The sequence below is a fragment of the Candidatus Nitrosocosmicus franklandus genome (assembly GCF_900696045.1).
Taxonomy (GTDB): Archaea; Thermoproteota; Nitrososphaeria; order Nitrososphaerales; family Nitrososphaeraceae; genus Nitrosocosmicus; species Nitrosocosmicus franklandus_A.
In genome coordinates this window covers 1,624,273-1,648,904 of record NZ_LR216287.1, presented here as the reverse complement: position 1 = coordinate 1,648,904, position 24,632 = coordinate 1,624,273, and the positions used below count along the sequence as shown (strand labels likewise).

At 32.9% G+C, this 24,632-nt stretch carries 24 protein-coding genes; 9 read left to right on the top strand and 15 right to left on the bottom strand.

What is annotated here, in order from left to right; all coding sequences use genetic code 11:
• Positions 1 to 25: 25 nt before the first annotated feature.
• The 3 genes from NFRAN_RS07775 to tes all read right to left on the bottom strand — a co-directional run bounded on the left by NFRAN_RS07775 (position 26) and on the right by tes (position 3,822).
• Positions 26 to 1,546, bottom strand: coding sequence for a hybrid sensor histidine kinase/response regulator (locus tag NFRAN_RS07775; protein WP_134484417.1), 1,521 nt, complete (start codon positions 1,544 to 1,546; stop codon positions 26 to 28).
• 19 nt (positions 1,547 to 1,565) lie between these two features.
• Positions 1,566 to 1,988, bottom strand: coding sequence for a helix-turn-helix domain-containing protein (locus tag NFRAN_RS07770; protein ID WP_134484415.1), 423 nt, complete (start codon positions 1,986 to 1,988; stop codon positions 1,566 to 1,568).
• A gap of 130 nt (positions 1,989 to 2,118) precedes the next feature.
• The gene (gene tes / locus NFRAN_RS07765; protein ID WP_134484413.1) at positions 2,119 to 3,822 is read right to left on the bottom strand and encodes a tetraether lipid synthase Tes; all 1,704 of its coding nucleotides are present in this window, start codon (positions 3,820 to 3,822) and stop codon (positions 2,119 to 2,121) included.
• A gap of 131 nt (positions 3,823 to 3,953) precedes the next feature.
• Here tes and NFRAN_RS07760 point away from each other — a divergent pair, with 131 nt between their 5' ends.
• From NFRAN_RS07760 to NFRAN_RS07750, 3 genes are all read left to right on the top strand, one after another.
• Complete coding sequence (locus NFRAN_RS07760; RefSeq protein WP_134484411.1) at positions 3,954 to 4,733, top strand: TrmB family transcriptional regulator; 780 nt, start codon at positions 3,954 to 3,956, stop codon at positions 4,731 to 4,733.
• 299 nt (positions 4,734 to 5,032) lie between these two features.
• On the top strand, positions 5,033 to 5,266 hold the full coding sequence (locus NFRAN_RS07755; protein ID WP_134484409.1) for a hypothetical protein: 234 nt from the start codon (positions 5,033 to 5,035) through the stop codon (positions 5,264 to 5,266).
• Between the two features lie 20 nt (positions 5,267 to 5,286).
• Positions 5,287 to 6,357, top strand: a complete 1,071-nt coding sequence (locus NFRAN_RS07750; RefSeq protein ID WP_134484407.1) for an mRNA surveillance protein pelota — start codon at positions 5,287 to 5,289, stop codon at positions 6,355 to 6,357.
• A 67-nt stretch (positions 6,358 to 6,424) separates the two neighbouring features.
• Here NFRAN_RS07750 and cutA read toward each other — a convergent pair whose 3' ends face one another.
• The 8 genes from cutA to NFRAN_RS07710 all read right to left on the bottom strand — a co-directional run bounded on the left by cutA (position 6,425) and on the right by NFRAN_RS07710 (position 16,630).
• Positions 6,425 to 6,766: a divalent-cation tolerance protein CutA gene (cutA, locus tag NFRAN_RS07745; RefSeq protein ID WP_232038063.1), complete on the bottom strand. Its 342-nt coding sequence runs from the start codon at positions 6,764 to 6,766 to the stop codon at positions 6,425 to 6,427.
• Between the two features lie 324 nt (positions 6,767 to 7,090).
• Positions 7,091 to 8,029 (bottom strand): aspartate carbamoyltransferase, encoded by a 939-nt coding sequence (pyrB, locus tag NFRAN_RS07740; RefSeq protein WP_134484403.1) that lies wholly within the window; start codon positions 8,027 to 8,029, stop codon positions 7,091 to 7,093.
• A 70-nt stretch (positions 8,030 to 8,099) separates the two neighbouring features.
• On the bottom strand, positions 8,100 to 10,859 hold the full coding sequence (locus NFRAN_RS07735; RefSeq protein ID WP_134484400.1) for an adenosylcobalamin-dependent ribonucleoside-diphosphate reductase: 2,760 nt from the start codon (positions 10,857 to 10,859) through the stop codon (positions 8,100 to 8,102).
• Between the two features lie 328 nt (positions 10,860 to 11,187).
• Positions 11,188 to 13,257 carry an anaerobic ribonucleoside-triphosphate reductase gene (nrdD, locus tag NFRAN_RS07730; RefSeq protein ID WP_134484398.1) on the bottom strand — a complete coding sequence of 690 codons (2,070 nt, stop codon included), beginning with the start codon at positions 13,255 to 13,257 and terminating at the stop codon, positions 11,188 to 11,190.
• A gap of 88 nt (positions 13,258 to 13,345) precedes the next feature.
• Positions 13,346 to 13,960, bottom strand: a complete 615-nt coding sequence (locus NFRAN_RS07725; protein ID WP_134484396.1) for a Snf7 family protein — start codon at positions 13,958 to 13,960, stop codon at positions 13,346 to 13,348.
• Positions 13,961 to 14,058: 98 nt separating this feature from the next.
• Complete coding sequence (locus NFRAN_RS07720; RefSeq protein ID WP_232037977.1) at positions 14,059 to 14,460, bottom strand: Zn-ribbon domain-containing OB-fold protein; 402 nt, start codon at positions 14,458 to 14,460, stop codon at positions 14,059 to 14,061.
• Positions 14,461 to 14,467: 7 nt separating this feature from the next.
• Positions 14,468 to 15,628 carry a thiolase domain-containing protein gene (locus NFRAN_RS07715; protein WP_134484393.1) on the bottom strand — a complete coding sequence of 387 codons (1,161 nt, stop codon included), beginning with the start codon at positions 15,626 to 15,628 and terminating at the stop codon, positions 14,468 to 14,470.
• Positions 15,629 to 15,781: 153 nt separating this feature from the next.
• Complete coding sequence (locus NFRAN_RS07710) at positions 15,782 to 16,630, bottom strand: carbon-nitrogen hydrolase family protein (protein WP_134484391.1); 849 nt, start codon at positions 16,628 to 16,630, stop codon at positions 15,782 to 15,784.
• A 333-nt stretch (positions 16,631 to 16,963) separates the two neighbouring features.
• Here NFRAN_RS07710 and NFRAN_RS07705 point away from each other — a divergent pair, with 333 nt between their 5' ends.
• Together NFRAN_RS07705 and NFRAN_RS07700 are read left to right on the top strand one after the other, a co-directional pair.
• Positions 16,964 to 17,227, top strand: coding sequence for a 4a-hydroxytetrahydrobiopterin dehydratase (locus NFRAN_RS07705; RefSeq protein ID WP_197731156.1), 264 nt, complete (start codon positions 16,964 to 16,966; stop codon positions 17,225 to 17,227).
• Positions 17,228 to 17,314: 87 nt separating this feature from the next.
• Positions 17,315 to 17,881, top strand: a complete 567-nt coding sequence (locus NFRAN_RS07700; RefSeq protein WP_134484387.1) for a hypothetical protein — start codon at positions 17,315 to 17,317, stop codon at positions 17,879 to 17,881.
• A 55-nt stretch (positions 17,882 to 17,936) separates the two neighbouring features.
• Here the strand turns inward: NFRAN_RS07700 and NFRAN_RS07695 are convergent, their stop codons facing one another.
• Complete coding sequence (locus NFRAN_RS07695; protein ID WP_134484385.1) at positions 17,937 to 18,314, bottom strand: hypothetical protein; 378 nt, start codon at positions 18,312 to 18,314, stop codon at positions 17,937 to 17,939.
• 87 nt (positions 18,315 to 18,401) lie between these two features.
• On the opposite strand from NFRAN_RS07695, the gene NFRAN_RS07690 reads away from it, so the two are divergent.
• On the top strand, positions 18,402 to 18,932 hold the full coding sequence (locus NFRAN_RS07690) for a nicotinamide-nucleotide adenylyltransferase (protein WP_172602207.1): 531 nt from the start codon (positions 18,402 to 18,404) through the stop codon (positions 18,930 to 18,932).
• Positions 18,929 to 19,984, top strand: coding sequence for an RNA 3'-terminal phosphate cyclase (gene rtcA, locus NFRAN_RS07685; protein WP_134484381.1), 1,056 nt, complete (start codon positions 18,929 to 18,931; stop codon positions 19,982 to 19,984). Before NFRAN_RS07690 ends, rtcA begins: the two co-directional genes overlap by 4 nt.
• On the opposite strand, the gene NFRAN_RS07680 is transcribed toward rtcA, so the two are convergent.
• Both NFRAN_RS07680 and NFRAN_RS07675 read right to left on the bottom strand, forming a co-directional pair.
• Positions 19,977 to 21,434: an ATP-binding protein gene (locus NFRAN_RS07680; RefSeq protein ID WP_172602206.1), complete on the bottom strand. Its 1,458-nt coding sequence runs from the start codon at positions 21,432 to 21,434 to the stop codon at positions 19,977 to 19,979. The genes rtcA and NFRAN_RS07680 overlap by 8 nt on opposite strands.
• A complete protein-coding gene (locus tag NFRAN_RS07675; RefSeq protein WP_145988055.1) occupies positions 21,431 to 22,468 on the bottom strand; it encodes a DNA double-strand break repair nuclease NurA in 1,038 nt (345 codons plus the stop codon). Before NFRAN_RS07675 ends, NFRAN_RS07680 begins: the two co-directional genes overlap by 4 nt.
• Between NFRAN_RS07675 and NFRAN_RS07670 the strand changes: the two genes are divergently transcribed.
• Positions 22,467 to 23,081, top strand: a complete 615-nt coding sequence (locus NFRAN_RS07670) for a hypothetical protein (protein ID WP_134484375.1) — start codon at positions 22,467 to 22,469, stop codon at positions 23,079 to 23,081. The genes NFRAN_RS07675 and NFRAN_RS07670 overlap by 2 nt on opposite strands.
• A 4-nt stretch (positions 23,082 to 23,085) precedes the next feature.
• Here the strand turns inward: NFRAN_RS07670 and NFRAN_RS07665 are convergent, their stop codons facing one another.
• Entirely contained in the window at positions 23,086 to 23,637 is a 552-nt protein-coding gene (locus NFRAN_RS07665; protein WP_145988054.1) for a hypothetical protein, read from the bottom strand.
• A gap of 152 nt (positions 23,638 to 23,789) precedes the next feature.
• On the opposite strand from NFRAN_RS07665, the gene NFRAN_RS07660 reads away from it, so the two are divergent.
• Entirely contained in the window at positions 23,790 to 24,419 is a 630-nt protein-coding gene (locus tag NFRAN_RS07660) for an HD domain-containing protein (protein WP_134484371.1), read from the top strand.
• Positions 24,420 to 24,632 lie beyond the last annotated feature (213 nt).

Sequence of the window (24,632 nt, the reverse complement as noted above, 5' to 3'; positions counted from 1 at the left end):
TACTATAGTAGCAGTAAAATTTTATTCATTGTTCATTTTGAAGAATTCTTACAAATGAATCCACAGAAAGGGGTTTGAAGATGAAATGATCATACAACAAGTTTTTGTTGAGTAACTCCATTGCCTCCTTATTTATTTTGCTAGAAGACATAAAATAGCCTTTTATCTTTTTGTCTCTTTTCTTTATATCATCATATAGGTCAAATCCGTCTAATCCCTTTACATTGATGCCCAAAAAAACCAAAGAATACTTTCCAGGAGCAAAACTTTCAATTGCGTCATATGGGTCTTCAAAATAATCAACCTGATACCCCATATTGGCGATTGACTCTCTGATTAACATCAAGTCATCAGAGAAATCATCTATAATCAAGAGTTTTAGATTCTTGTCGACTGATTCGTTTTTAGCGGATTGAAACGGTAAATCAATTCCCTTTGTAGGAATTTTGATTAGAAATTTAGCGCCAATGTCATCTACTCGATTTTCTACCGTGATACTACCTCCGTGGATCTCAATTATTTTTTTTGAAATAAATAATCCAAGTCCAGCTCCACCAGAATTTGGATAAAATTTTGTAAAAACTCTATCAGGATCTTCATCGGTTATTCCCGGGCCCTCATCCTCTATCAAAATGGAAGTATGGTTATCTTCATCAGTATTAAATGCACTAATCATTATTCGATTTCCCTCATTTTTTTTAGTAAAGAAATATGAATTATTAAGTATATTTTCAAAGGCTTGTTTAATATACTCTCTGTCTGCTTCTATTAGTATATTAGAGGTGCAATGAAAAACAAAGGTTATTCCTGACGAATCTCTACGAGAAAATTGATTATAATCGCTTGTGATACCTTCCAAAAGATCACGAAGATCAAAGATTTCAAAATCCAACTTCAGTGGATTTGCTTCTATTTTGGAGATATCCAAGATATCATTAGCAATATTTTTTAGTTTTTCAGCATTCTTGATGATTATATTAAGATAATCTAACATATCTGGATCATTAATTTTTGATTTCAAAGTTTTTGAAAAGCCTATTATAGGTAGGATTGGATTCCTAAGTTGATGGGAAGCTACATCTACAAAATCTTGTTGAAAGATATTCCTTTTTTCCAGAATACTAGTTTTTTCTAGTGCATCCCATGTGTTGGTAAAAAGAGTATCAAAAAAAGATGTTATGTCTCCTTCAAATGATTCAGATATTCTACAGCTAAATACCCGTTCGTTTGAATCATAATGTATATTGAAGAAATATACTCTAACTTGGTTAACAATAATTGTAATTATATGTTTATTGAATTCAATTATTGATGATGTATTCTTTACTGATACGTTTTTAAATGGTCTTAGAAAATCACATATCGATTCGTATTGATCATTGTTCTTACATGAAACTAGTATCCGTATGGAGGAAGAGTTCAAAGATTTGAGGATATCATAAAATGAATTTTTCTTAAGAAAAACAAAAGAATAATAAGAATTTAAGACGATATCGATTCTTTCGTTGTTTAGATTCTCAAATACTCTAGCTAAATCTAAATCCATGCACTTTTAGCTATTTTGATTACTTTACTACTTTCTTCTTGGTATCAAATACATCATCCAGCATTATTTCGAGATCATCTTCAAATTTCTTTAGTATTCTCCTCAAGCTTTGTTCCAATTCTTTTACACGCTTCTCTGTCTCAAGTTTGAAGATTTCTCTAGATATAGCTGAATACACATGGAAATGTCCTCCTTCTTTCAAAGTTCGACTTTCTTTTACACATATTCCCAATCCTGTTAATTTTTGTAATGATCGGAATACAGTACTCTTATCTCGGTTCACTGCTTTAGATAAATCCTCTAAAGTCATTTGTTTATTATTATGTGCGATTAGAGTTAGTAAAAGATCCATATCCAACGGTGATAAATCGTAGATGTAAATGAAAAGATCCTTTAGTGTTGCGCTCATTCGTGTTATGGCATTTATTGATGATGACGGCATTTTATACAATAATATACAGTTTCAAGCTATTTAAAATTTTCTACAAAAACACATGTAAAAATCAGTTTGGAAGTTTTTAAAAAATTGTTAATTTTGGTAAAGTGTTATTTGGCTCTGATATGCCAGGTACTTATGCACCTGCCATACCGTTTCGTAATTCAATACCTTTGTGATTTTCGTCAGACTCTGCTGCAGCTCTATGCATCTCCGACATAGCACAACCCATTTGAGCCTCTGGTTTACCTTTTCTCATTATACCTCTATATAATCCTGCCTCTAACGTTTGTCCATGTTCCTTCTCCCATTCTTCAACCGGTATACTGTACTTCTTTTGAATTCTATCACGATACCATTCAGGGATGACATTAAAAGCACAGAAGGGAACTATACGCAAGTCCGGAGTTAAATAGTGGATATCACATCTTTGTAGTCTTTCTAAATCTTCATTATATTTATCTTGAAAATGCATCATTCCTAAGAAAAGAGATCTGACATGCCATGATCCCACAGAATCGAAACTCTGCTTAAGAAGAATACTAGAGAACATACGGCCTAAATTAAGTCCATAGGGCTGTTTACTTCTGTCAACAAATTGATTAAGTTTTCGTATCACTTCTAGCATCGCCCAATATCTGTTTGATCCGGATTTAATTTCCTCTGTTTTCTCCTCAAAATATTCAAGCAGGCCTTTTATATCTACAAAAGAGGTCAGAGGAGTCAATTTTTTAGTTTGGACATCCTCGAAAACATAAGTTCCTGCACCGCATGCAAAATGAATGGATAATTCATATTTTGGTTTCTTACTGAATGCTTCTATCACATTAGTTAAAGGCATACATGAAGGAACCGGAAACCAGGAGTCTTTGGATATTTCACCATTTGTTTGTTCCTCAATCCGTTCAATGCAGTCTGGAATGGTTATTCTATATTTTTCTCGTTCTTTTTTACTCATTCTGCCTGTTAAAGAGACAGGTTGGAAATTTACGGCATGCACAACATCCATATTTTTCTGAGCAAATCTGATTATACCACCCAATTCATGATCATTTATAGATTTTATCACGGTGGGAACGAAAACGACTGTCATACCACATTTTCTAGCAGATTCCAATGTATATGGCACTTCCCAATGATTTTTGGGATTTGTTCTGGCTGTTACCCCATCAAATGATAAGTAGAGATTGCTGACCCCAGCCATTCTTACTTGCCTCATTGTTTCTGGTGATAGAGCCAATTTTATGCCGTTAGTATTTAATTGCACATGATCTACTCCCTCTTCCTTCATGATTTTAATTAATTCAGTAATATCATCTCTCAGCATTGGTTCCCCACCAGTAATTTGAATAGAGTTTCCAGGGATAGGTCTCTCGGCCTTTAAGGTTTTCATCATCGCGCGAACTTGTTCATGAGATGGTTCATATAAATAAGCACCTTCTAGTCCTTTTTTGACATAAAAGAAGCAGTACCAACATGTTAGATCACATCTATTTGTTACTATCATGTTTGCTAATCCAGAGTGAGAAAGATGATTTGTACATAAACCACAATTTGTTGGGCAAGCGCATTTATCCACCATTACATTTGGTGCTTTGGCACCCTTTCCATCCATCCAATATGTACTAAATTTCTTGTACATTTCGTAAGAACCGAAGTATAATTCCTCACATTCACCGTGACTTGGACATGTTTTTGTCATGAAAACTTGTCCCTCTCTTTCAAATACCTCGGCATCAAGAATCATATTGCAATCAGGGCAAATACTTTGAGTATATCTAATAGTTCGCTTCGAACCAATAGTTTTACTAGTTAAATTGGAAATTTGTATTAGATCCATAATGTTGACCTTTAATACTAAATTTAATTAACTTTATAAACATGATCTCACAAATCCTACGGTGTTAAGTTAGTAATCTGGAATTTAGATGAAAGATTTAATATCTAATATTAGATTACACAGTTAAAGTTATGGAAATAAGTGACAAGGCCAAAGAATCTATGGAAAGCCTTGGGTTAACAAATTACGAGATCAGAGTTTATACCTCATTATTATTTACCGGTTCAAACACAGCGTCAGAAATCAGCAAGAAATCTGGTGTTCCATATTCAAAGATTTATGATGTCTTAAACAGTCTGTATGTAAGAGGATGGGTTTATTCGGACAACCAAAGACCGCAGAATTTTTTTCCAAAATCACCATCAAATGCAGTAGAAGCTATGATGATCGAAATGGAAAACAATCTTCGTAGCAACAAGAATATCATAATTAATGAATTAATGCCGATCTATGAGAAAACAGGATTGAAGGAGAAACCCGATATTTGGGTAGTAAGTGGATTGTATAATATTGCGACCAAAGTAACTGAAATAATTCAGTCAACCAAAGAAGAACTACTTATAGCAATTCCAAAGATCCCCGAAAATGTTGTGAGATCTATACAACCCGTCCTACGTGAACTATTTGATAGAGGAGTTAAAATAACAATACTAGCATCGGATGAAACCAACGCGGACACAGTTAAAGCGATGTCTAGGGTAGCAGACGTAAGGTTAAAGAATGATATGTTTGGAGGCGGAGTCATTGGAGATTCTAAACACGTATTGATTCTATTGGGAGAAGGAAAAAATGATGTTGTAAATAACACAAGTTATGACATTATAGCTATTTGGGCTGAGCATACAGGGTTAGCAAGTTTTGCTAAAGATTATTTTCAATATCTATGGAAAGATGCAAGACAAAAAAAATAACAATCTAGATTTTTATAATAGAAGATTGTAAGATGTAAAAGGACAAACAATGACATGAAAAGCCCTACTGAATAAATGAAGAAGATCTTGAGTGAAGAGTTTGTCCATCCCAATTTGATTTGATACTTTTTCAAGTAAATATATAAAAAAATATACAGATAATAAAGAATCCTCACTAACGAGGATTTTGTGGTTTTGAATCGATTGTGATTTGATATCATTTTAAAAGGAGTTCAAATGATACATTAGATTAACGACAGATTTTAGTACTCGGTATTTATAGCGATGCTAATGAAACAATGATGATAAAGATATTTAAGGAAATTACATATACAAATTTAAGAAGATTAAAAGTAATCTACGTCTTCAAAACAGGAGACACAATCTCAAAGTCTAGACAAACAAGAACAAACAATGGCAAGTTCATAAGATGGATATCCAATAAATCATTAATTAAATTAATGAAATCAGGAGATGACAGAAAAGATGATAAAGCAATATTGTTTCCCACTAAATATTCTAGAAAAAAGTAGATTAGGAAAAAAGTAGAAAAATGAAAGTAACTAAGACTAAAGATTCAGATAACAAAATTGTCGTTACATTAGAAGAACCCGACGATCTATTTAGCTTAAGAAGAGTAATAGAGGTTGGCGATAGTATTACTGCAGATACAACAAGAGTAATTAAACAAGATAACGAATTTTCTAGACCAGACAAGGGTGAACGAATCAAGATCCGTATAATCCTAAGAGTAGAAAAAATCAGTTTTGATAATTCGGTTGACAGATTGAAAATTTCAGGAATCATAATTACGTCAAATAATGAAAATGTACCTAGAGGATTACATCATTCCATAACTTTAAAGGTTGGTGACACAGTGGTTTTAGAAAAATCAAGATGGAACGAAAACTATTTAAAAATACTATCCAAATCTGTCATGAAATTCAAGTATCTACTTGTATCTGTTGATTCACAAGAGGCAGCGATTGGAAGTTTAACGGGCACTTATTTAAAAATGACTCCTAATATATATTCCGGAAAGAGTGGAAAAAGATATTCTGCGGATAAGAAAAATGAATCTAATAACAGCTATTTTGAGAGCATTAGAACGGCATTAGAGATCTATCTTAATGAACAAGGAATCAAGATAATAGTTTTCGGTCCAGGAGAAACAAAAAGGAGACTCTATAATTTTTTAAGGGAACGAAATGAATATTATCAAAAAACAGATTTTAGTATAGTTGAAGGAATCGAAGCTTCTGGTGAAGATGGAATATTTGTATTCTTGAGATCACAGGCCATGAAGGATTTAATGTCCGATAGCAAAATTGCTATGGTTACGAGTATCATGGATAAAATAATGCAACAGATAAGTAAAGGGGAAAAGAGATATGCCATAGGAATCAAGGAAATTAAATACGCACAGTCACTAAATGCTATCGAAGCATTGATTTATTCGGACAAGGTTTTTAATGATATCGAGGAAGAAGATTTCATTAAACTTTTGAATGAAATAGAATCTAATAACACAAAGGTTTTTGCCACCGATTCTACCACAGATATAGGATTAAGAGTAACATCTTTAGGGGGGGTGATTGCATTATTGAGGTATCCTATTTATTAAACACGTTTATATCAATTTTCTTTTAACCAAACTGAAAACAAAAAATGCCGAAAAAATATCATTTGTTTCAAGTTGTGCGAGTATTGTTGACAAGCCATAACATATAATCAGAAGAAACATCCTTCATAGAGAGAACTATAATTTCAGGTATTTGGTATGGATGATTTACAGTTATTTCGGTTTTTAAGGCATCAATTAATTTCGAAGTTGTCTTAAAAATTGCTAAAAACTCTTCTTCTTGTTTTAGTTCATTTTCCCATGTATATAAAGAATTTATTTTGGTATAGTTTACACACGCACATAATCGTTTATCTGCTACCAGCACTTTACAAAGCCTAATTAACGATTTTTCATCTGGAAAGGTAGATAACAGAATTGCACCATCAGACTGAATTTTAGAGTGCTTCATCACTATACAATGAATCCTAACATCAATATATTATTTAGTAAAGAACAATTACAAAATTAATTCAAGATAAAACCAAATAAAGTAAAGTTTAAAAATTTGGTCTTTTATTATGGAGGAATACATTACCTAGAATACTCTCAAAAGCTTAAAGAAGCAACCGAAATCAATTTAATTAAAAACCCAAACTAGATCTGAGAATATTTTAAAATAGATAGTAATTTGATAGATCAATACCACTAGAGGTAAAGAAAAGAAAAAGATTGATGAAGATTAAACCCTCAGTACCTCATTCTAAAATAGAGAAAATGAACGTAAATACCCTTATTAAAAAGGATTCTCATGTAGTAATATAGACAACAAAGCTGCTCGTAGTTCTTTTCCATAGGCAGCTTGTTTGAAATACAGAGCATTCACAGTATTATCAATCGATGGAGATATTTCATCTACTCGTGGTAGTGGATGAAGAATAGAAACATTCGGTTTTGACTTTTTTAGAATATTTTCATCAATGGTATATAATCCCTGAATCTTCTTGTATTCCTGCAAATCAGGAAACCGTTCTCTTTGAATACGGGTTACATAAATTATATCTAGCTTTTGCAAAAGATCATCAGATAGTTCAAGGTGTTGTTGCATATTGACCTTATGTGAAATATCATAAATTGATTCACTTCGAATTCTTAATACGGCCGGAGAAACTAAGTGAATATCTACGTTGTAGTTAGATAGAGCATAAATTAAAGAGTAAACTGTCCGACCATATTTTAAATCACCGACTATGCCGATGGATAAACCATCAATCTTTTTCTTTTCTTTAAATATCGTGTAAATATCCAACATAGCTTGAGTTGGATGTTCTTCACTTCCACTTCCTCCATTAATAACAGGTTTTTGAGATATTTCGCAAGCATATCTACTAGAACCATCAGATGGATGACGTATAAGAACTACATCTGAGTATAAGGAAATCGTTTTTATTGTATCCGCATAGCTTTCACCTTTCATGATCGAAGAGGAATCAACATCAGAAATCCCCAAAGATCGGCCGCCAATAGAGGACATGGCAGACTCGAAGCTAAGTCTTGTTCTAGTACTGTATTCATAGAAAATATAACCAAGAATTAGTCCTTTTGCAATTTCTCCACGTTCTTTGGATTTTAATGTTTGTATTTTATCAGTAACATCAAAAAGATATGAGAAATCATCCCGATCGAAATCGCGTATAGAAACTACATTACGGTTAAAGAACCTATTTTTCGCCATAAACAACTAGATAATAAATTTGTAAACATATACATATACATATACTTTAGATTGAAAAAGGGGTGATCGTTTACCCAGCACCACAACTGCTAAATCCACACTCTATACACATATTACATCCTTCTGTAATAATCAGAAAATTTTTGCACACCGGACAAGCTTCTTTATCGTTTTCTGTCGTAGAAATGGAATTGGTAAATAGTTCAGATTTTGTTTTACCTAGAGAGGGACTTGTTTCTGTGATATCAGACTTGAGTAGAATATCAATTCCCTCATTTGCTTTAGATTTTTGTTCGGTGGCACCATAATCTCTGAAAATTGGTGAAATTTGTTCGATCACGTAAGGTTCGTTCACATTTGCCTTTACAAAATCACGTAAATATTTACTAGGGGCAACATGGAATCTTTTTTCACGATCATCTCCAGTTATGTGTAGAACTTGTTCATTTCTTGATCCATCTCTGTATATAGTAACTCCCTTTAATCCAAATTCATGTGCAAGCAAATATGCACATTTTACATCTTCGACAGTTACATCCCCAGGCATATTAATTGTCTTTGCTATTGCATTACTAATCCACTTTTGCCATACGGCTTGAGCCATAATATGGTCAGCCCAATGAATATCAATGGCGGTAACAAATACTCTTTGCATCCACTCAGGTATTTCGGCAATTCCTCGTACGGAACCATAATTATTTGCGATTTTTAATAAAATTTCATCCGTATAGAGACCATTTTCTTTCAATGCATTTTCAAACACTTTATTTGTATAAAAGAATCGGCCAACTGTAACACGTTTTTCAAATACCAAAGCAAATACTGGTTCTACCCCATTGGATACATCCGAAATCATTGACAATGTCCCTGTAGGTGCAATAGTAGTAGTCCATGAATTTCTGATTCCATAAGTTTTAATTTTTCCAATTAAAGAATCCCAATCATAACAATGTAAATCCTTGGGTATTTCGTAATAACCAGATAATGGAACACTACCATTTTTATATTCAGTTTTTTCAAACAATGGAAATGCTCCGCGAGATTTCGCTATAACTACGCTTTCATCCATACTAAAATAAGACAGGGTTTCAGCCAGTTTACTCATAAATTCATACCCTTCTTTGGAATCGTATGGAATACGCAGCATAAATAACAAATCAGCTATACCCATAATTCCTAAGCCAATACGCCTAGTTAATTTTGTATTAACATCAATTTCCTCTACCGGATATTTATTTACATCTATGATATTATCAAGAAATCTGGTAGCTTTCCTTATAGACTGTTCATATTTTGGCCAATCAAATTCGTACATGCCATCAGCTTTTCTTTTTACAAATTTAGACAAGTTGATAGATCCTAAATTGCAAGATTCGTATGGATAGAGAGATTGTTCACCACAGGGATTTGTCGCTCTCAGTGGACCACCTTTGGCATTGATACAAGGATTGTATTTGTTGATATTATCAAAAAATATTACGCCAGGTTCAGCACTCTTCCATGCACTTAGTGCTATCAGCTCCATCAATTGGTGCGAGTCGATGTTTTTCATGGTAGCTTTGGTTCTGGGATTTTTAAGAGAATATTTATGGTCCTCTTTATTTACAAGAGATTGCCAGAAATCTGACCAAATTCCTACGCTCACATTAAAATTTTCATACATTCCAGGTTTAGTTTTCATTGTAATGAACTTTTCTATGTCGGGATGCCAAGATTCTAATATGCCCATATTTGCTCCACGACGTTTCCCTCCTTGCTTGACTACATCAGTAATCGAATCAATTATTTGCATAAAAGACGTGGGTCCGGATGCAACTCCACTGGTTGATGCAACAATATCTCCCTCAGGTCTAAGATCTGAATAATTTATTCCAACCCCGCCTCCGGATTTAAATATCATAGCTGCGTCAGTGGATGATTTCATAATAGAATACATATCGTCAGGCATATCAAGGACAAAACAAGCAGACAACTGTCCCAATCTAGCTCCAGCATTCATAAGGGTTGGAGTGTTGGGAAGAAATTCATTTGAAACCATTAGATTGTAATATTCTAAAATTTTATTAACGTGACTATTCATTTGACCTTCTGCAATCAGTCTTAACAGATCCTTAAAACTTACCTTCATTTTACCAGATCTTGCTTCGTCTATGTATGACCTAATGAGAGATTCAAAATGATATTTATTTAAATAGTAACCTCCAATTTTTAATTTGTTATCGAAATCATCCAATTTCTTATAATAAACTTCTGCTTCGGAAAGATTCTGCGAATAATGACCTTTAAAGTCAAATATACGTGGATCATGTATAACATCCGAGATTGCAACCAAAATTGCCACTCGTTCAAATAATTGTTTTGGACCTTCTATTATTTCACCATTATTATCCCTCAGCAAATATCTTGAAGATAACACTCGTAGCGAATTAACATCTAATGATTTATCAACCTCGTCTAGATCTTTCTTGTTTAAGATCTTCATCTTCACTTCTCTTAATTTTCGTCTCTCATGACGGTATAGAATATATGCTTTAGCGGTTTCAGCTAAACCCTCTTCAATCAATATAGACTCTACCATGTCTTGAACATCCTCAACACTAAGTACATGGTCCTTATGAATAGACTCTAAGTAATCGCTCTTAATGATCTTGTTTACCAATTTTGATGCAAGTAATTCAGCTAAATCGTGATCCCCTTTACCAGTTGCAACTAATGCTTTATAAATCGCATTTGAAATTTTTGATTGCTCAAAGTCCACTATTGTACCATTTCTTTTTTTAATGTGTAGAATGGTTTTGCTTTTTGATTCACGAAGATCAGTTTCAGCCATATAACATTTATATATTTTATAAATCGTTTATATTAATTTCGATAGCTTATTTAGAAAATTAAGAGTTAAGATATCTTCAAAAAGCTCTATCGCTAAGGACCGTTTTGTAGTTAAAACTCTATTGCGTGTATACACCTCATTTGTCAAAAAATAACGATTATGTGTACACAGTTAAAATTAAATAGCAAACGAAAGATCATACGATTATACTGTCTAGTTTAACATTACATATTCGCAATTTTATTGTAAACACTAACCGCTTCGCATTACTTAATGGAAATTGACACATTTAGCAACAAAGCGCAAGAGTCAAAACCCGGTAATATGCCTACATTTTGCTCGGTAATTGATTAATCTCGATGAGATTACTAGATCCACAGGACAAACAAACACCAGACTTGATATTCCGTTTTCCACATATTGAACATATAAATTGTTTTTCAAATATATCAAAGTAAGGAATTGTAGGAATAGCCATATTTATGATATCAATCAGTTCCTGCTCAGAAGCACCAGTTATGTCAAGTCTTATATACAACCCGCCTGTCATAAGATTATCTAATTGTCTCAGATTTTCGGAAATTGGATTGTCATTTTCTAGTATTTCTCTTGTGATTATCACTCCTTGTGAATATGATTGAAAATCATGAGTCAGTTTACCAAATTTGTCCGAATCTAAAACAACAAATCTTGACGAACTGCCGTCATTAATCATAGAAACTCCAAATTTTTCGGTATTGTTTTTACTGAAACCAAGTAATATATCATTAGCTGTCTGTATCACTTTCTTAACTGTATCAAACCCGTCTTTTTTAGAATATCCTAAAATATCGTATATAGATTCGTTTAATCCTGCTATATTAACAATTGTAGTAGTAGAACCTACTTCCGGAAAGCTAACAACATTGGATAACGCAGGTAGAATACCATGACGAATATTTTCCGACAACATTTCTTTTTTCAATAGCAATGCACTTATTGATGGTTTCATTAACAGTGCGAGTTTGGTTCTAAAGTAGGTTTCGTCCTTATTTGACTGATATGCCAATCGAGGCAGATTTATAGTCAGAGAATTCAGTACTATATTTGGTAGCATTGAAACATCATTTAACTTACGAATGCCTCTGCTACTAAGGATCGACTCTTGTGATAAGACAATTTTACCTCCAAGTTTTATTACTTTTGCAACTTCTGACACAAGATTTTTAGTCAGGGATTTTGAATGGGTGATGAATAAGCCAAAATTAGGTAACGCCACTTGCTCAACATATAAAGCATATCCTTTTAACATTTGAATTAATAAACCTTCACCCTCTTTTGCTGATATAACAAGTGTCACGAAAGGAGAATTCATATGTTGCATAGAAATGGAAGATGAAATTAGCGATAAAGAGAGATACTCAGGTATTTTATCCATTTGATAGTCGCGAAGAATTTTGTCAATATTTTCTATTACTATTTCCTTGGACACTTCTCTTTGAATCAATGATATTATAATAGGTAAAAACAAATTGAGTTTACTTTGGTCCGATGTACGTGGCAAAAATAGAAAATTACCTTTGAGATCGAGATTATTTTTTACTTGTTCAACATCAATAAAAACAGTATCAGGTCCAATTCCCCAATGGCCCAAGGTATCCAAATGAATTTCACCATTATAATGCATATCCAATATATCTTTTTGAAAACTAGCTACAAAATACTCAGAAAGAACATCCCTTGATATTTCGATAATTAGATCATTTATCCCATTCCTCAAGGAGTTACTACTATTGTTAAGCATTTTATCTAGATCAAATATTGGAATTCCGACTCGAATCAATTTGTTCATTTGATCTTCAAGGCCATGCTCTAACAAAATGTTATTTACACAATCTCTTAATAATCGAGATGTTAAGTAAGAAGTCGACAGTTTATACACCTTATTTTCTACCTCCTCAGTAATTTTTGTGGCCTGTTCTAATGACAAATTTGCTTCTCTAACTAGGCTTTGTATTATCTTATGAGAGTTGAATTCTTCAATCGTTTGATGACTGGTTCTCACATACATCTTTCCACTCTCAACAATAGATTTTTCTTCAATTTGCCTAGCTAAGTTTAATACCAATTTACCCAGATTCGTAATAGTATATCGCCTTTCTGATTTATTCAACCCAAGAAGAGATTGTTTTAATAATTTTCTTAAGTGATAAGCAAATTTTCCCGATTCCTTCTTTGACTTGAATCCAGCTAATGACTTTAGCTCAGAATATGTTAAAGGCCCTTTATTATTAAGAATTCGTAGAATGTCTATTCTGTTGGGACTAGCCATAACTGAAAAAATCATTCTAACTCTCTTGGAGGTAGATTCTAAAATTCCACGTTTAGATTCAGAGGAGGGCAGATATGAAATTCTCAACTACAAAAAGCAGTCTGATTATTAGTATATAAATAAAACTATCACAAATAAAGAAATGAATAATTTTTGATTGAAATAGAATAACCAGCTAACTCTCTAACAAAACCTGTCCACTGTTTATTATATCGTCCTTTAAATTAATAGCAGGTCTTTTAGAAATTACAGATTCTGGAACCTCTGGAAGTTTCTCTTTGGCTTCATCTTCCAAACTATTCTGAACATCGTTTAGTATAGATAGGGCGTCTTTATCTACCACGGAACCTATTTTACCGGTATCGGTATTAACGTTAGAATTGGTTAACACGTCATCAGCTAAAGTATGAATTTCAGTTAGAACATTAGTTGCAGAAGGGACAGCCTTTGAGAGATCTTTCTGTATATCTTGCAGCATTTCAACAGTTGGATTGATAGTATCCATTATTGCAGAGAATTCATTAATGCTAGTAAAACGAATCGCAATTACCTCTAGAGCCAAACTCGCATTTTGTGCATTCTTTCTGAGACGTCTCATAGCAGATAGTTCATTTGCTATGATATTGGCACGTGCATTATTTCCAGATTTAATATTTTGTGTAATTTTAGAGCTAAAATTGGCATCGATGTTAGAAAACTTTTTGTCAATTGCCTTCAATTGAGAGATTTGCGTATTTATCACTGAGATAGCACTATTAACATCGGAATAGAACTGGCCACTTTTTTCCATCTAAAATTCAATATCAAAAGATTTGTTAAAAACAAGTGTTAAACTCTCTAAACAAAAAGGAAGATTAATTTTAGCTTAATGAATAAGATCAAACATCCTCAAACTTTTTGTAATACCAACCCATGTTTTACGTCATAATCAATAACTTTGACTTTGGAACCTAACGGCAAGTCGGATGGGTTTGATACTCCAGGCAGAAAACCTGAAACATTCACGTCACAATTATCTAATTTAAATATAACCCAAGCATATGAGTTAACATCTTCAAACCCTTCAGGAGCAACGGATTGAATCGTATAAGTTATAACTCGCCCTTTTCCGCTGTATGATATATGTTTAAAGGAATTCGAGAAGCATTTGTCACAATAGTATACAGTTTCTAACATAATATTTTTACACTTTGTGCATTGATTAAGGAGAATCTCACCTTTCTTTGCAAATTCGATAAAGCGTTCTCTAGTACTTTGTTTCTTGGATTTTGACTCAGACAATTCGGACACCCGCATATTACTTAATTTTTTTAAAAATATGGACTGCCGCGCTAGCTCCCGTTGCACCAAAATTATGAGTCATCGCAATCTCCGCATCCTTAACCGTTCGATCTCCAGCTTTATTTGTAAATTGTTCATAAACTTCTACCACCTGACCAACGCCTGTAGCTCCTATCGGATGACCTTTTGATTTCAATCCTCCAGAGGGATTAACCGTAATATCGCTGTTTAATTTGGTACGTCCTTCCCTAACTGCTTGAGCAGCAGTTCCTTTAGGGAAAAAGCCTAAATCTTCTATATCAATTAATTCAGCAATAGTGAAACAATCGTGGACCTCAACAAAATCAATATCTTTGGGGGATAAATTAGCCATCTTATATGCCTGTCTTGCTGCCTCAACTGTACTTGGAATTGTAGTTATATCTTTTCTAGATTGTACTGAAGCAGGTGACGCACCTCTCCCTGAGCCCACAATCTCAATATAGGGTTTTCCACTCTTTTTTGCGAATTCTTCATTACATAGTATTACGGCAGAAGCACCATCTGAGAATGGACAACAATCATATAACTTTAAAGGTGACGCCACTACAGGGGATTTTAACACGTCATCTACAGTAATTTTTTTTCTAACATGTGCTTTTGGATTTAAAAGGCCATTTTCATGATTTTTAACTGCGACGCGTGCTAGATCTTCCTCTGTAGCCTTGTAAGTTGCAAGATAAGCTCTAGCCATAGAGCCAAACAAGCCTGGAAAGGAGGCACCATTACCACCTTCATAAAAAAAATCAGAACAATATGAAAAGAGGGTTGTACTTTCAACCGTACTTGTATGAGTTACTTTTTCTACACCTAATGCTAATACACAATCATAAAACCCAGCAGAAACATTCGCAAATGCCTCTCTAAACATTACAGATCCAGAGCCGCATGCAGATTCGATAGTCAGGCCCGGTACTTCTGGAATTCCTAGGTTACTCATAATGACTGGGGCCATATGTACCTGCTTATCAGCTACACCAAAAACATTCGAAATATATCCAGCTTTCACATCTTTTGGAGTAATACCTGCTGAATCAATGGCATCTTTTGAGGCATTTAATGCAATTTCAATAATGCTTTCACTTAATTTGCCATATTTTGTACTTCCAGCACCAAGTACATAGACTTTTTCACCCATATATTATATAGAAAAGACCTTAGCATAATAAAAATGTGTGCGTTTTTAAAATAAGTCTTTTGTCAAATTCAATATCAAATTCCATAGCAGGTAACGATTCTTATTTATCTAGTCAGATTATGATGTATTTTGTTATTTGTAAATACAGTTGAATCAGACAACCGTGTATACATCTTTACGCCTATCCTTAAGTAGAGGAAGCATTTTTCTTGTGGCGTCAATCCTGTCAAGGTCCAAGTCAACAATCTCAAACCCCTCTTTATTACCCATATCTTTAACTACTATGCCAAATGGATCAACAACCAAACTTCTACCGCAGAAAATATTACCAATTTGATTTGGAGCTATTAAATAAACCCCATTTTCTATCGCCCTCGCTTTACACATTATCATCCAATGGTCTTCTTTCATGGTTCCCTGAACCCATCCAGATGGTGCTACAAGGGAGCCAGAACCTTTGAGAGCAAGTATTCTTGATAACTCAGGGAATCGCAAATCATAACAGACCAAAGTTCCTATTTTACCTATTGGAGATGAAACTGGTGCAAATAACTTACATCCTGCTAACAATTTATTAGATTCTTTAAAGCCTAAAGCATCATAAAGATGCAACTTTCTATATTGTGAAACCAATTGTCCTTTATTATTTATCAAAACTACCGTATCATAGACTCGGTAAGAATTTCGGTGAAAATTACCTTGACTTTGTTTTCTATTGCTTGGTTTTGAATTTGCACGTTCATAAATAGAACCAACAACAAAGATGTTATTTTCTCTAGCACTTTTTTTTAATGTTGAAACAAAATTTCCATCGATGGGTTCAGAAAGGAAATATAACTCTTCACTACTTTGGGATGAAGGAGAAAATAACATTTGAAATTCTGGAAAACAAATCATCTTGGCAGAATTTTTGGCCGACTCCTCAATCTGCTCTAAAGAATAGAGCAAATTTTCTTCTTTATCCAGAGAAGACTTCATCTGAACTATCGAAACCTTTACCATGAATATACAAATTTAATAAATAGGACAATATTAAATCTAATTGCCATATCATAGAATATACCAGCGAGAAAATTCATTTAGAAAAATCTGCAGGCAAAAGTAAATTTAAACTTCCAAATCATATCATGTATGTTTCTAAAAATCCTTATCAACTAAAGATTTGATAGTTATAATCCTTACAAAATTTGGTTTATTTGATATATTTGTAATCAGAAGAGGATTGTAAAGACCAATTGAAAAACACTAGTAAGAATAGCCATGTGCACAATAGACAACGACTACCGAGTATTAGCAATTAAGAATGTTTAATTAATTTCGTACGGATAAATGATTATGGAAGATTTGGAAAAAGAGATAAAGGATTTGAAAGAATGGAAAAAAATAAACAAAAAGTTGGAAAAAAAATTTAAGTTTAAAGACTTTGTGGAGGCATTTGGTTTTGTTACTAGAATTGCACTGATAGCAGAGAAAATGAATCACCATCCAGATATTAAAATAATCTATAACAATGTCGATATCGAATTGACAACCCATGATATTGATGGAATTAGTATGAATGATGTTGCTTTGGCAAGAAAAATTGATGAATTAGTGTAAATCGGTGAAATTCTCGGTCGATAATTCAAGTAAATTTAATAAAAAAGAATGTAAATATATACTCCTATCCCTAAAAAACATAGAGTAATGAGCGTAACTCAGATATCAAAGGAAATCTTAAGTCGTGAACCTAGAATTAAATTTGTTGGAATTTTAAAAAGTGATGGTCAAGAGATTAGTTTTGGTCAAGATAACAAAATTGACGAAAATGATGTAAAACTAAGTATGATCCAGACTCCTCATTTATTGGATGCAGGAAAAAGATTCACAGATTTAGGAAATTTGGAGTCGGTTACGTTTGAATATGATAAGATTAAATTAGTTAATTTACCAAACGAATCGGGAACGGTAGTCTGTGGGAGTGATAATGATCTAAGTATTGACGAAATAAAAAAAATAGTCTCCGAGCATATTACAGGTTATAAAGTTAAGGATGAAGCAGAATCTCACACATTTTATAAAGAAGAATCTAAAAACAATTCCCAGACCATAGAAAATTTGAGTAAGATGCAGAAAACGTCTAATCAGTTTGAAAATGCGTGGCAGAATTATATATTAACCATGATAGAATTTTGGAAGGAAATGGCAATAACATCAATACGAATGAATGAAAAATTAATAAAAGAATTTTGGAAGAACTATGTAGACAAGTAAGACGCTTACATTACATCATTATTGCGATTACAAAATTATCCAAGTATCCCTCATATCAAGAATCTAAAGTTAAATGTGTCACTGGATTGACACTAATCCATTCGGGCAATAGAAAGAAATTGAGCAAATAATTGCCAAAAGAAATAGTATTATTGTTTGTATTACAATTTAAGTGAGGATGCACCAATGACAGCAAAGGATAACTGTTACTAATCTTTTTAGCCATTTGAACAAGATCTTGTATTTCATGTCCTCGAATTCGAGGTATTTTTGTACTTGACTTTACTTGCACAAGTAGAATTGTCTTGTCTTGTTTTGCAACAATATCAGCAGGACCTTTGCTACCTTTTGAAAAAAAAACAAGCCAATTATTATTTGACAAATATAAGCCTGCCAAATATTCAGCTTCTCGTCCAAATTTACTACAAGACAACTATGGAATTTTTTTAAGAAATAATATATAATAACTTTCTTTTTCACATAGGATATATTTTTAATCAAAAAGATTATTAGACAACTATTGAAAAAAGGATTGTATATTGGAAGATTCCAGCCTTTACATAAGGGACACATACACTCGCTTTTGTGGTGTATGGAGAAAGTAGATGAGCTAATAGTGGCTGTTGGAAGCTCAGACAAGAGTTTTGAATTCAGAAATCCTTTTACTGCGGGAGAAAGAATTGAAATGATCAGGGATTTTCTGAAAAATGAGTCGAAGGAAAACATAGAGAAGACAGTCTTAGTTCCTGTGCCAGATGTAGGAACTCATATATTATGGAGTTATAACTTGGATTTGTTGGTACCTCGATACAACACAGTATTTACAAATGATCCATTTACAAGTATGTTATTTGAAGAGAGAAAAATAGAGGTCGTTAGACCTACCATGATTAATAGAGATAGAATATCTGCCACAGAGGTTAGAAATAGAATTGCATCCGACCAAGACTGGCATGAGCTTATGACTTCATCCACCATCGAATTAATTAACGAGTTGAAAGGTGTAGATAGAATAAAGAAACTATATAATTTAACAAAAATTAGGCAATGATATTAGTCGACGGATCGATGGGTGAGGGTGGTGGACAGATACTTAGAAGTGCATTGACTATCTCTACCTTGCTTGGTGAACCAGTTGAAGTAATCAACATACGATCAAATAGAAAAGACCCTGGATTAAAGCAGCAACATGTTTCAACAATTCGATTACTTTCAAGGCTTTTTAATATAAGTATCGAAAATGCAATAGTTGGTGCGAAATGGATTAAATTTAAAGCACATAAAAATATGGAAATTGATCCAGAAAATAACAAACTAGTAACAGACATTGGAACCGCGGGAAGTATACCACTGTTACTGCAAACAATAATTCCAATTATTGCCATTTTTAAAAGGAATTTGACTCTAAGAATTCAGGGAGGAACGGATGTAAAATTTAGTCCAACGATAGACTATATCAAGTACGTATTGAGAGACGCATTCTCTAAAATTGGGATAACATTTTGTATAAATGTCATAAAACGAGGTTTTTATCCAAATGGACAAGGGATTGTCGACGTTGAAATAAGAAAAGTATCAGAACTTCATGCAATTGAATTTTGTAATTTTAAAGACATCCAACCTAACATTATAAGCATTGCAAGTAAATTGCCAAGACATGTACCAGATAGACAGATAGGATATGCCATTACAACACTAGAAAAAAGAGGGATAAGATCAATAAGTCACAAATCTGTGATAGAAAATGCAGAAAGCCCAGGATCGTCGATTCTTGTTTATAGTACTTCGGAATCGGGTATTTACCTAGGTGCAGATTCTATTGGCGAAAAGGGCATAAAAGCAGAGACAATAGGATACAAAGCAGCAACGAAATTCATATCAGAATATGAATCTCATGCGTGCATTGATCAATTTTTGGCAGATATGTTAGTTTTGCCCCTGAGTTTTGTCAATGGGGAGTCCAGATTCAAGATATCAAAAATTACAAGTCATTTAATAACAAACCTAGAGTTAATAAAAAATATAAATGGTCTCAAGTACAGTATAGACAAGGTAACTGATGATGAGTTTATAGTATCAATTATAGGACATCCCATTATTTGAAGAATTTTTTTGTTTCCCCTAAAGTTAACACATCAACTGGATTAACTTTGATCACCATAGGTAAATTTGAAACTGCCTTGCCGATTGCTAAACAATTTCTGTGAGATAAAGTTTTGACGAGAGATTTTATAGTCGCACCATCAAGTAAGGAAACTTTAGAGATTTTTTCCAAGTCTGCATCATTTGTGAAATTAAACAAAAAGATATTATCTACTTGTCTATATATGGTATCGTTTATAGCATCTGGTTGGTTAGTAATAAATGTTGAATAGATCCCGAAATGACGCATTCTTGTTATCAAATCTTCCCAATACGTGTCACGAATATAGAGTTGAGCTTCTTCTGCAAATATAAAGACTGGAGGAATTAATGATTTTTCTAATAATTCAATTAGCTTATTCATTACTAATTCAACTATCATTCTCCTAACTACTGGAGAAATTCTGCTCATATTTACTATCATTGCAGCACCCTTTGGTTTTGTTTTGATCACATCTTCAAACTTAAATCCCTTTTCTCTGGCATCATTTGATACGAAGAGACGTGATGAATTAATTATATGAAAGCGTGATAATAATGCGTCTCTCACTAATTCATTTATGGTCCATGTACTAAAAGCTTTTCCTAACTCAGGAATACTCAAAACCTTTTTATTTTCTAATGCATCCCAAACCCTGAAAAACTCACGCAGAGAAGCAGATGGTAATTCCAAAGCATTTCTTAACATATTAGAAATTGAAGGCTTACCAAAGTATGTTAAGTTGAATTTTAGCTCGATACCAGGGTTAAGCAAAAGTAATTTTTCAGAAATAGAAGATGGTCTGCCATCAAGGTTATACGAAAGTCCACTGTACTCGTTATTCAAATCAAAAACAATGACGTAAGCTCCATATTGAATGAGAGATTTCATTAAGATTTTTGATAAATGGGATTTGCCTGTTTCCTTCTTTCCTGTGATAATATTTAACTTGCCATCTAGATCTTCAGCATATATTTCAAATGATTGATTATCAGATCCACACTTACCCAAAGATATCGGATAATGCATATTTTTATTTAACATAGAATTTAACTCCTTCATTCCTATTTTGATTATCTTAGAATTAACCCTAGAAGGAACCCAGTCAACTTCTGTCGATAAGTGATTTTCACTATCTATAGAGGCCCTTATTTTTGTTTTAAAGATTCTAACATCCCGGATAATCTGAGAAAGATTATTTATTTCCAGAGGATCGAAAATATTTTCATTACTAAATTGCGATACTATCTCATCCTTAATAATTTCATCTACGAGAGATGATGATGAGAAATACTCCTCTTCGTAAAATTGAACTAGCAGTTTCTTGCCGATATTGAAATCCTCGATCACAAAATAATCTCCTTTATTTGCAAAATCATTAGTAACAGCTAGTAATAGGATTTCGTCTCCTGATTTAGAAAGAATTTTCATCTCCATGAAGTTCCTAGTACGGATGACCTAGCATTTTCATGTGTAACCTCTCTTATAGAATAGTTAGATTTGACAAAACTCTTTATGCTAGCCAATTCGGTATTGGAGAAAACAGAAACATGATGTGAAAGCGAAAGCGTACTGGGATATCCAAAATTTATCAACTCATTGTACAGTAAAATACCTAGTGTAGAATTCAGGTCGTTGTTATAAGTTACAACATCAGCTCTTAAAATATTAGAGTATTCAGTACTGGATAATTTTACTAACAAATGATCACCATATGTTTTAGAAATCAGACTTCGTATAATTAGATTAATATCAACATATGATGGAACTGTTGATCTTATCAATGGATATGACAAATACTTTAATATCTTAATTCTGGAGCTTTTACTAATCCCTATTATGGAATTCCGATTAATAACAGAATTTTCAATGATTTTTTGAATATCACATAGGTGGTTTTCAAATATCGAAGATTTTAATGAACCATCAATCAATAGAATGCATCCAGAAATTAGTTTCGAAATCCAAAACTGAATATATCTTTCTATATTAATCCGAAGAAATTTCTTTGCGTATTCGTCGTTAAATAATACTAATTTAAATACATTACGATCAAATTTAAGGCTTTGAAAAACTTCTTCATTGAGATAAAATATTAAAGGTCCTATTTTTAAATGAGCCATAGGTTTACCCTTAAAGGATATACCTACCGATCCTTTTACTGCATATAAACCACCGTCTTCGACCTCAGCTATCTTAATGCAGCTTGAGTCAATTCCAAAAACCAATTTTTCATCCTCCTTTGGATAAATTCTATTCATTTTAAGGTTAGAGTATTTTTCAGATTGGATCCCCCAACTTTGTATTGGTATACCCTCTTCATTATCAACAAATACAAGTTTCTTATTGTCAATCAAATTTTTGTAGTCTTTACAGAAGTATGAATTGCTAAAGTTATTGATGAGTGATTTTTTCATTGATTCTAAATTTGATTCTAGATCTTGCAAATTTAGTTGATTGTGCATGTTGTTCAACAACAATAACATCCTAATAAATGTTGTTCAAGTTGTTCATGTTGTGCAACAACAGGTTTATCAGTTAGTCATGATGAATATAAAGCTAGGCATGAGTGAAGCAGTGTCTAAATTGTCATTGGAAACAAAAATTAAATTGAAATATAAGGAGTGGGAGGTCGAAATTACTTGTGCAGAAGATAAAGTAAAAAACGTAGTGGAAAACGTACTTAGTGGTATAGACATTGCTTCACTTTCAGGTACGAATACCAATAATGAAATTGAAAGATTGAGAGCTGAAATCGACAACATAAAGGCTAAACTGGAAAAAGAGAATCCACCTCAAATCATTAATCAGAAAAAAAATGGAATATCATTAAAGGAACTAACAAAAAATGGCAATACCTGTAGAAGTTTGATGGAAAAGATGTTTTATGAAAAGTTTTTTGAAAATGAGAGACTACTTATCGAAGTCCACCAAGAACTAGCAAGAATGGGATACAATTATGATAAAACTGCAGTATCTCACTCTTTAAGTGATATGGTGAGGGAAGGAATATTAACTCGTGTAGGAACTTTAAGAAATTATAGGTACATTCAAAAGAAACCGCTATTTGAAAAGTGATCACCTATCTTACAGCAAACTTTTTGTTCATAACATCGTTTAACCACTTAATCCCTATGGTAGTAATCCTGTAAACTACTGTTTCTGTCAGGTTGTCTTTATTTACACTTTTTGTTACGTATCCAACCTTAACCAATTCGGATAGTCTTGAGCTAATGGACTTTGGGTTCAAATTTGTTGCTGCTTGAATGTCATACATAGGAGAGGATTTTTCAGAAGTTTTTCCAAGCTCAAATGCGATCTTAGAACCAAGTAAATATAACATAACTATTTCTTTATCTGAAAACTTTTTCTTATGAATTTCGTCTAAATTAGGTAAAATTTTTGGTCCCTCTGGAGTAATCTTGATAATGGAAGAATACATATCTATTAGTTCAGAAACTGAATAATTTAATGATATTTTCTGGGCCAACTGAAGTTCAGGGATATGCTTTGTTAAAAAATTAATAGTTGATAATAAAACATTTTCCGGTTCACCGCTAAATTGCACCTTAATTTCATTTAACTGAATAGAGACACTCAAACTGTCATTCTTGTTTGTATCATCGGAAATCATATAAATATAGTCAATAAAGTGATAAAATATAATAAACTTATGAATGTATATCCATACTTTAGAAATTTTGCAAATAGAAATGGCATATCATGGTAGATGAAAGGTAAATTAAAGGATGAATTGCCAAAAAATCATAGGTTAAATCACGAAGAATGTATAAGGATAATGATAATAAAAATAATTTTATTAAAACAGGATTTCCAAAATTATTAAAACCATTTGAAAAATCCATGCATGAAGTGGAAAAAATTTCAAAAGCTTTTGGTTTGGCGCTAAGAATTCACAGCAATATGACAAGAAAATATCAATACGACAAGGTTGAACCACAAATAAATCATTCATTGAGAGTGGCTTTAATTGTAAATGAAGAAATGAACGTTGATGACGCTGATCTTGTTTGTTCGGCATTACTTCATGACATATCCATTAAACAAGAAATTTCCAAAGAGACAAAAGAATATATAAAAAATGAACTCGGTGAAAAGACACTCAACATTGTTTCTTTTTTTAATAAGTATTCTAACCAAGAACATAGTAATACCAAAAACGAAGAACAAAAAATTGAAAGACAATTTAGCAGAATAAAGCAATCAGACAGTTCGGTAAAAAACATCATTTTAGCAGAACGTTTAGATGAACTCAGGTCCTTGAAATATTCCAGAAGAAAGGACAAGATAACCAGGATAAAAGAGGAAACACAAAAATACTTTATACCCTTAGCAGAAACCACTAATGAGAAAATTTTATTAAAGTTAGTTATAGCGCTTTATGAATTAAAATAAAATACAAGAATAATAGTTACTGTTTTATACATTTCCCATTGGTTTTCTTATGACCTGTCCAATGTGCAAAACATCCGAATAAAGCATGTCCTGTGCAGCCACAAATTATGCATTTCTTAGTGGGGGTGTCATCATTCATATGATTCTTCAATTGTAAATGCTTTCTTTCACATAGATAAATTTTATCAGGAAATCAAGACAGAAAGGATCAGT

What these genes read in the sequence shown, in the direction of transcription:
- NFRAN_RS07675 (WP_145988055.1), bottom strand. Translation starts at nt 22,468, where the DNA reads ATGCACAATCAACTAAATTTGCAAGATCTAGAATCAAATTTAGAATCA.
- NFRAN_RS07705 (WP_197731156.1), top strand. Translation starts at nt 16,964, where the DNA reads ATGGAAGATTTGGAAAAAGAGATAAAGGATTTGAAAGAATGGAAAAAA.
- NFRAN_RS07775 (WP_134484417.1), bottom strand. Translation starts at nt 1,546, where the DNA reads ATGGATTTAGATTTAGCTAGAGTATTTGAGAATCTAAACAACGAAAGA.
- NFRAN_RS07715 (WP_134484393.1), bottom strand. Translation starts at nt 15,628, where the DNA reads ATGGGTGAAAAAGTCTATGTACTTGGTGCTGGAAGTACAAAATATGGC.
- NFRAN_RS07770 (WP_134484415.1), bottom strand. Translation starts at nt 1,988, where the DNA reads ATGCCGTCATCATCAATAAATGCCATAACACGAATGAGCGCAACACTA.
- NFRAN_RS07670 (WP_134484375.1), top strand. Translation starts at nt 22,467, where the DNA reads ATGTTGTTCAACAACAATAACATCCTAATAAATGTTGTTCAAGTTGTT.
- NFRAN_RS07750 (WP_134484407.1), top strand. Translation starts at nt 5,287, where the DNA reads ATGAAAGTAACTAAGACTAAAGATTCAGATAACAAAATTGTCGTTACA.
- NFRAN_RS07725 (WP_134484396.1), bottom strand. Translation starts at nt 13,960, where the DNA reads ATGGAAAAAAGTGGCCAGTTCTATTCCGATGTTAATAGTGCTATCTCA.
- NFRAN_RS07755 (WP_134484409.1), top strand. Translation starts at nt 5,033, where the DNA reads ATGATGATAAAGATATTTAAGGAAATTACATATACAAATTTAAGAAGA.
- tes (WP_134484413.1), bottom strand. Translation starts at nt 3,822, where the DNA reads ATGGATCTAATACAAATTTCCAATTTAACTAGTAAAACTATTGGTTCG.
- NFRAN_RS07735 (WP_134484400.1), bottom strand. Translation starts at nt 10,859, where the DNA reads ATGGCTGAAACTGATCTTCGTGAATCAAAAAGCAAAACCATTCTACAC.
- NFRAN_RS07760 (WP_134484411.1), top strand. Translation starts at nt 3,954, where the DNA reads ATGGAAATAAGTGACAAGGCCAAAGAATCTATGGAAAGCCTTGGGTTA.
- rtcA (WP_134484381.1), top strand. Translation starts at nt 18,929, where the DNA reads ATGATATTAGTCGACGGATCGATGGGTGAGGGTGGTGGACAGATACTT.
- NFRAN_RS07665 (WP_145988054.1), bottom strand. Translation starts at nt 23,637, where the DNA reads ATGATTTCCGATGATACAAACAAGAATGACAGTTTGAGTGTCTCTATT.
- pyrB (WP_134484403.1), bottom strand. Translation starts at nt 8,029, where the DNA reads ATGGCGAAAAATAGGTTCTTTAACCGTAATGTAGTTTCTATACGCGAT.
- NFRAN_RS07700 (WP_134484387.1), top strand. Translation starts at nt 17,315, where the DNA reads ATGAGCGTAACTCAGATATCAAAGGAAATCTTAAGTCGTGAACCTAGA.
- cutA (WP_232038063.1), bottom strand. Translation starts at nt 6,766, where the DNA reads ATGAAGCACTCTAAAATTCAGTCTGATGGTGCAATTCTGTTATCTACC.
- NFRAN_RS07680 (WP_172602206.1), bottom strand. Translation starts at nt 21,434, where the DNA reads ATGAAAATTCTTTCTAAATCAGGAGACGAAATCCTATTACTAGCTGTT.
- NFRAN_RS07710 (WP_134484391.1), bottom strand. Translation starts at nt 16,630, where the DNA reads ATGGTAAAGGTTTCGATAGTTCAGATGAAGTCTTCTCTGGATAAAGAA.
- NFRAN_RS07660 (WP_134484371.1), top strand. Translation starts at nt 23,790, where the DNA reads ATGTATAAGGATAATGATAATAAAAATAATTTTATTAAAACAGGATTT.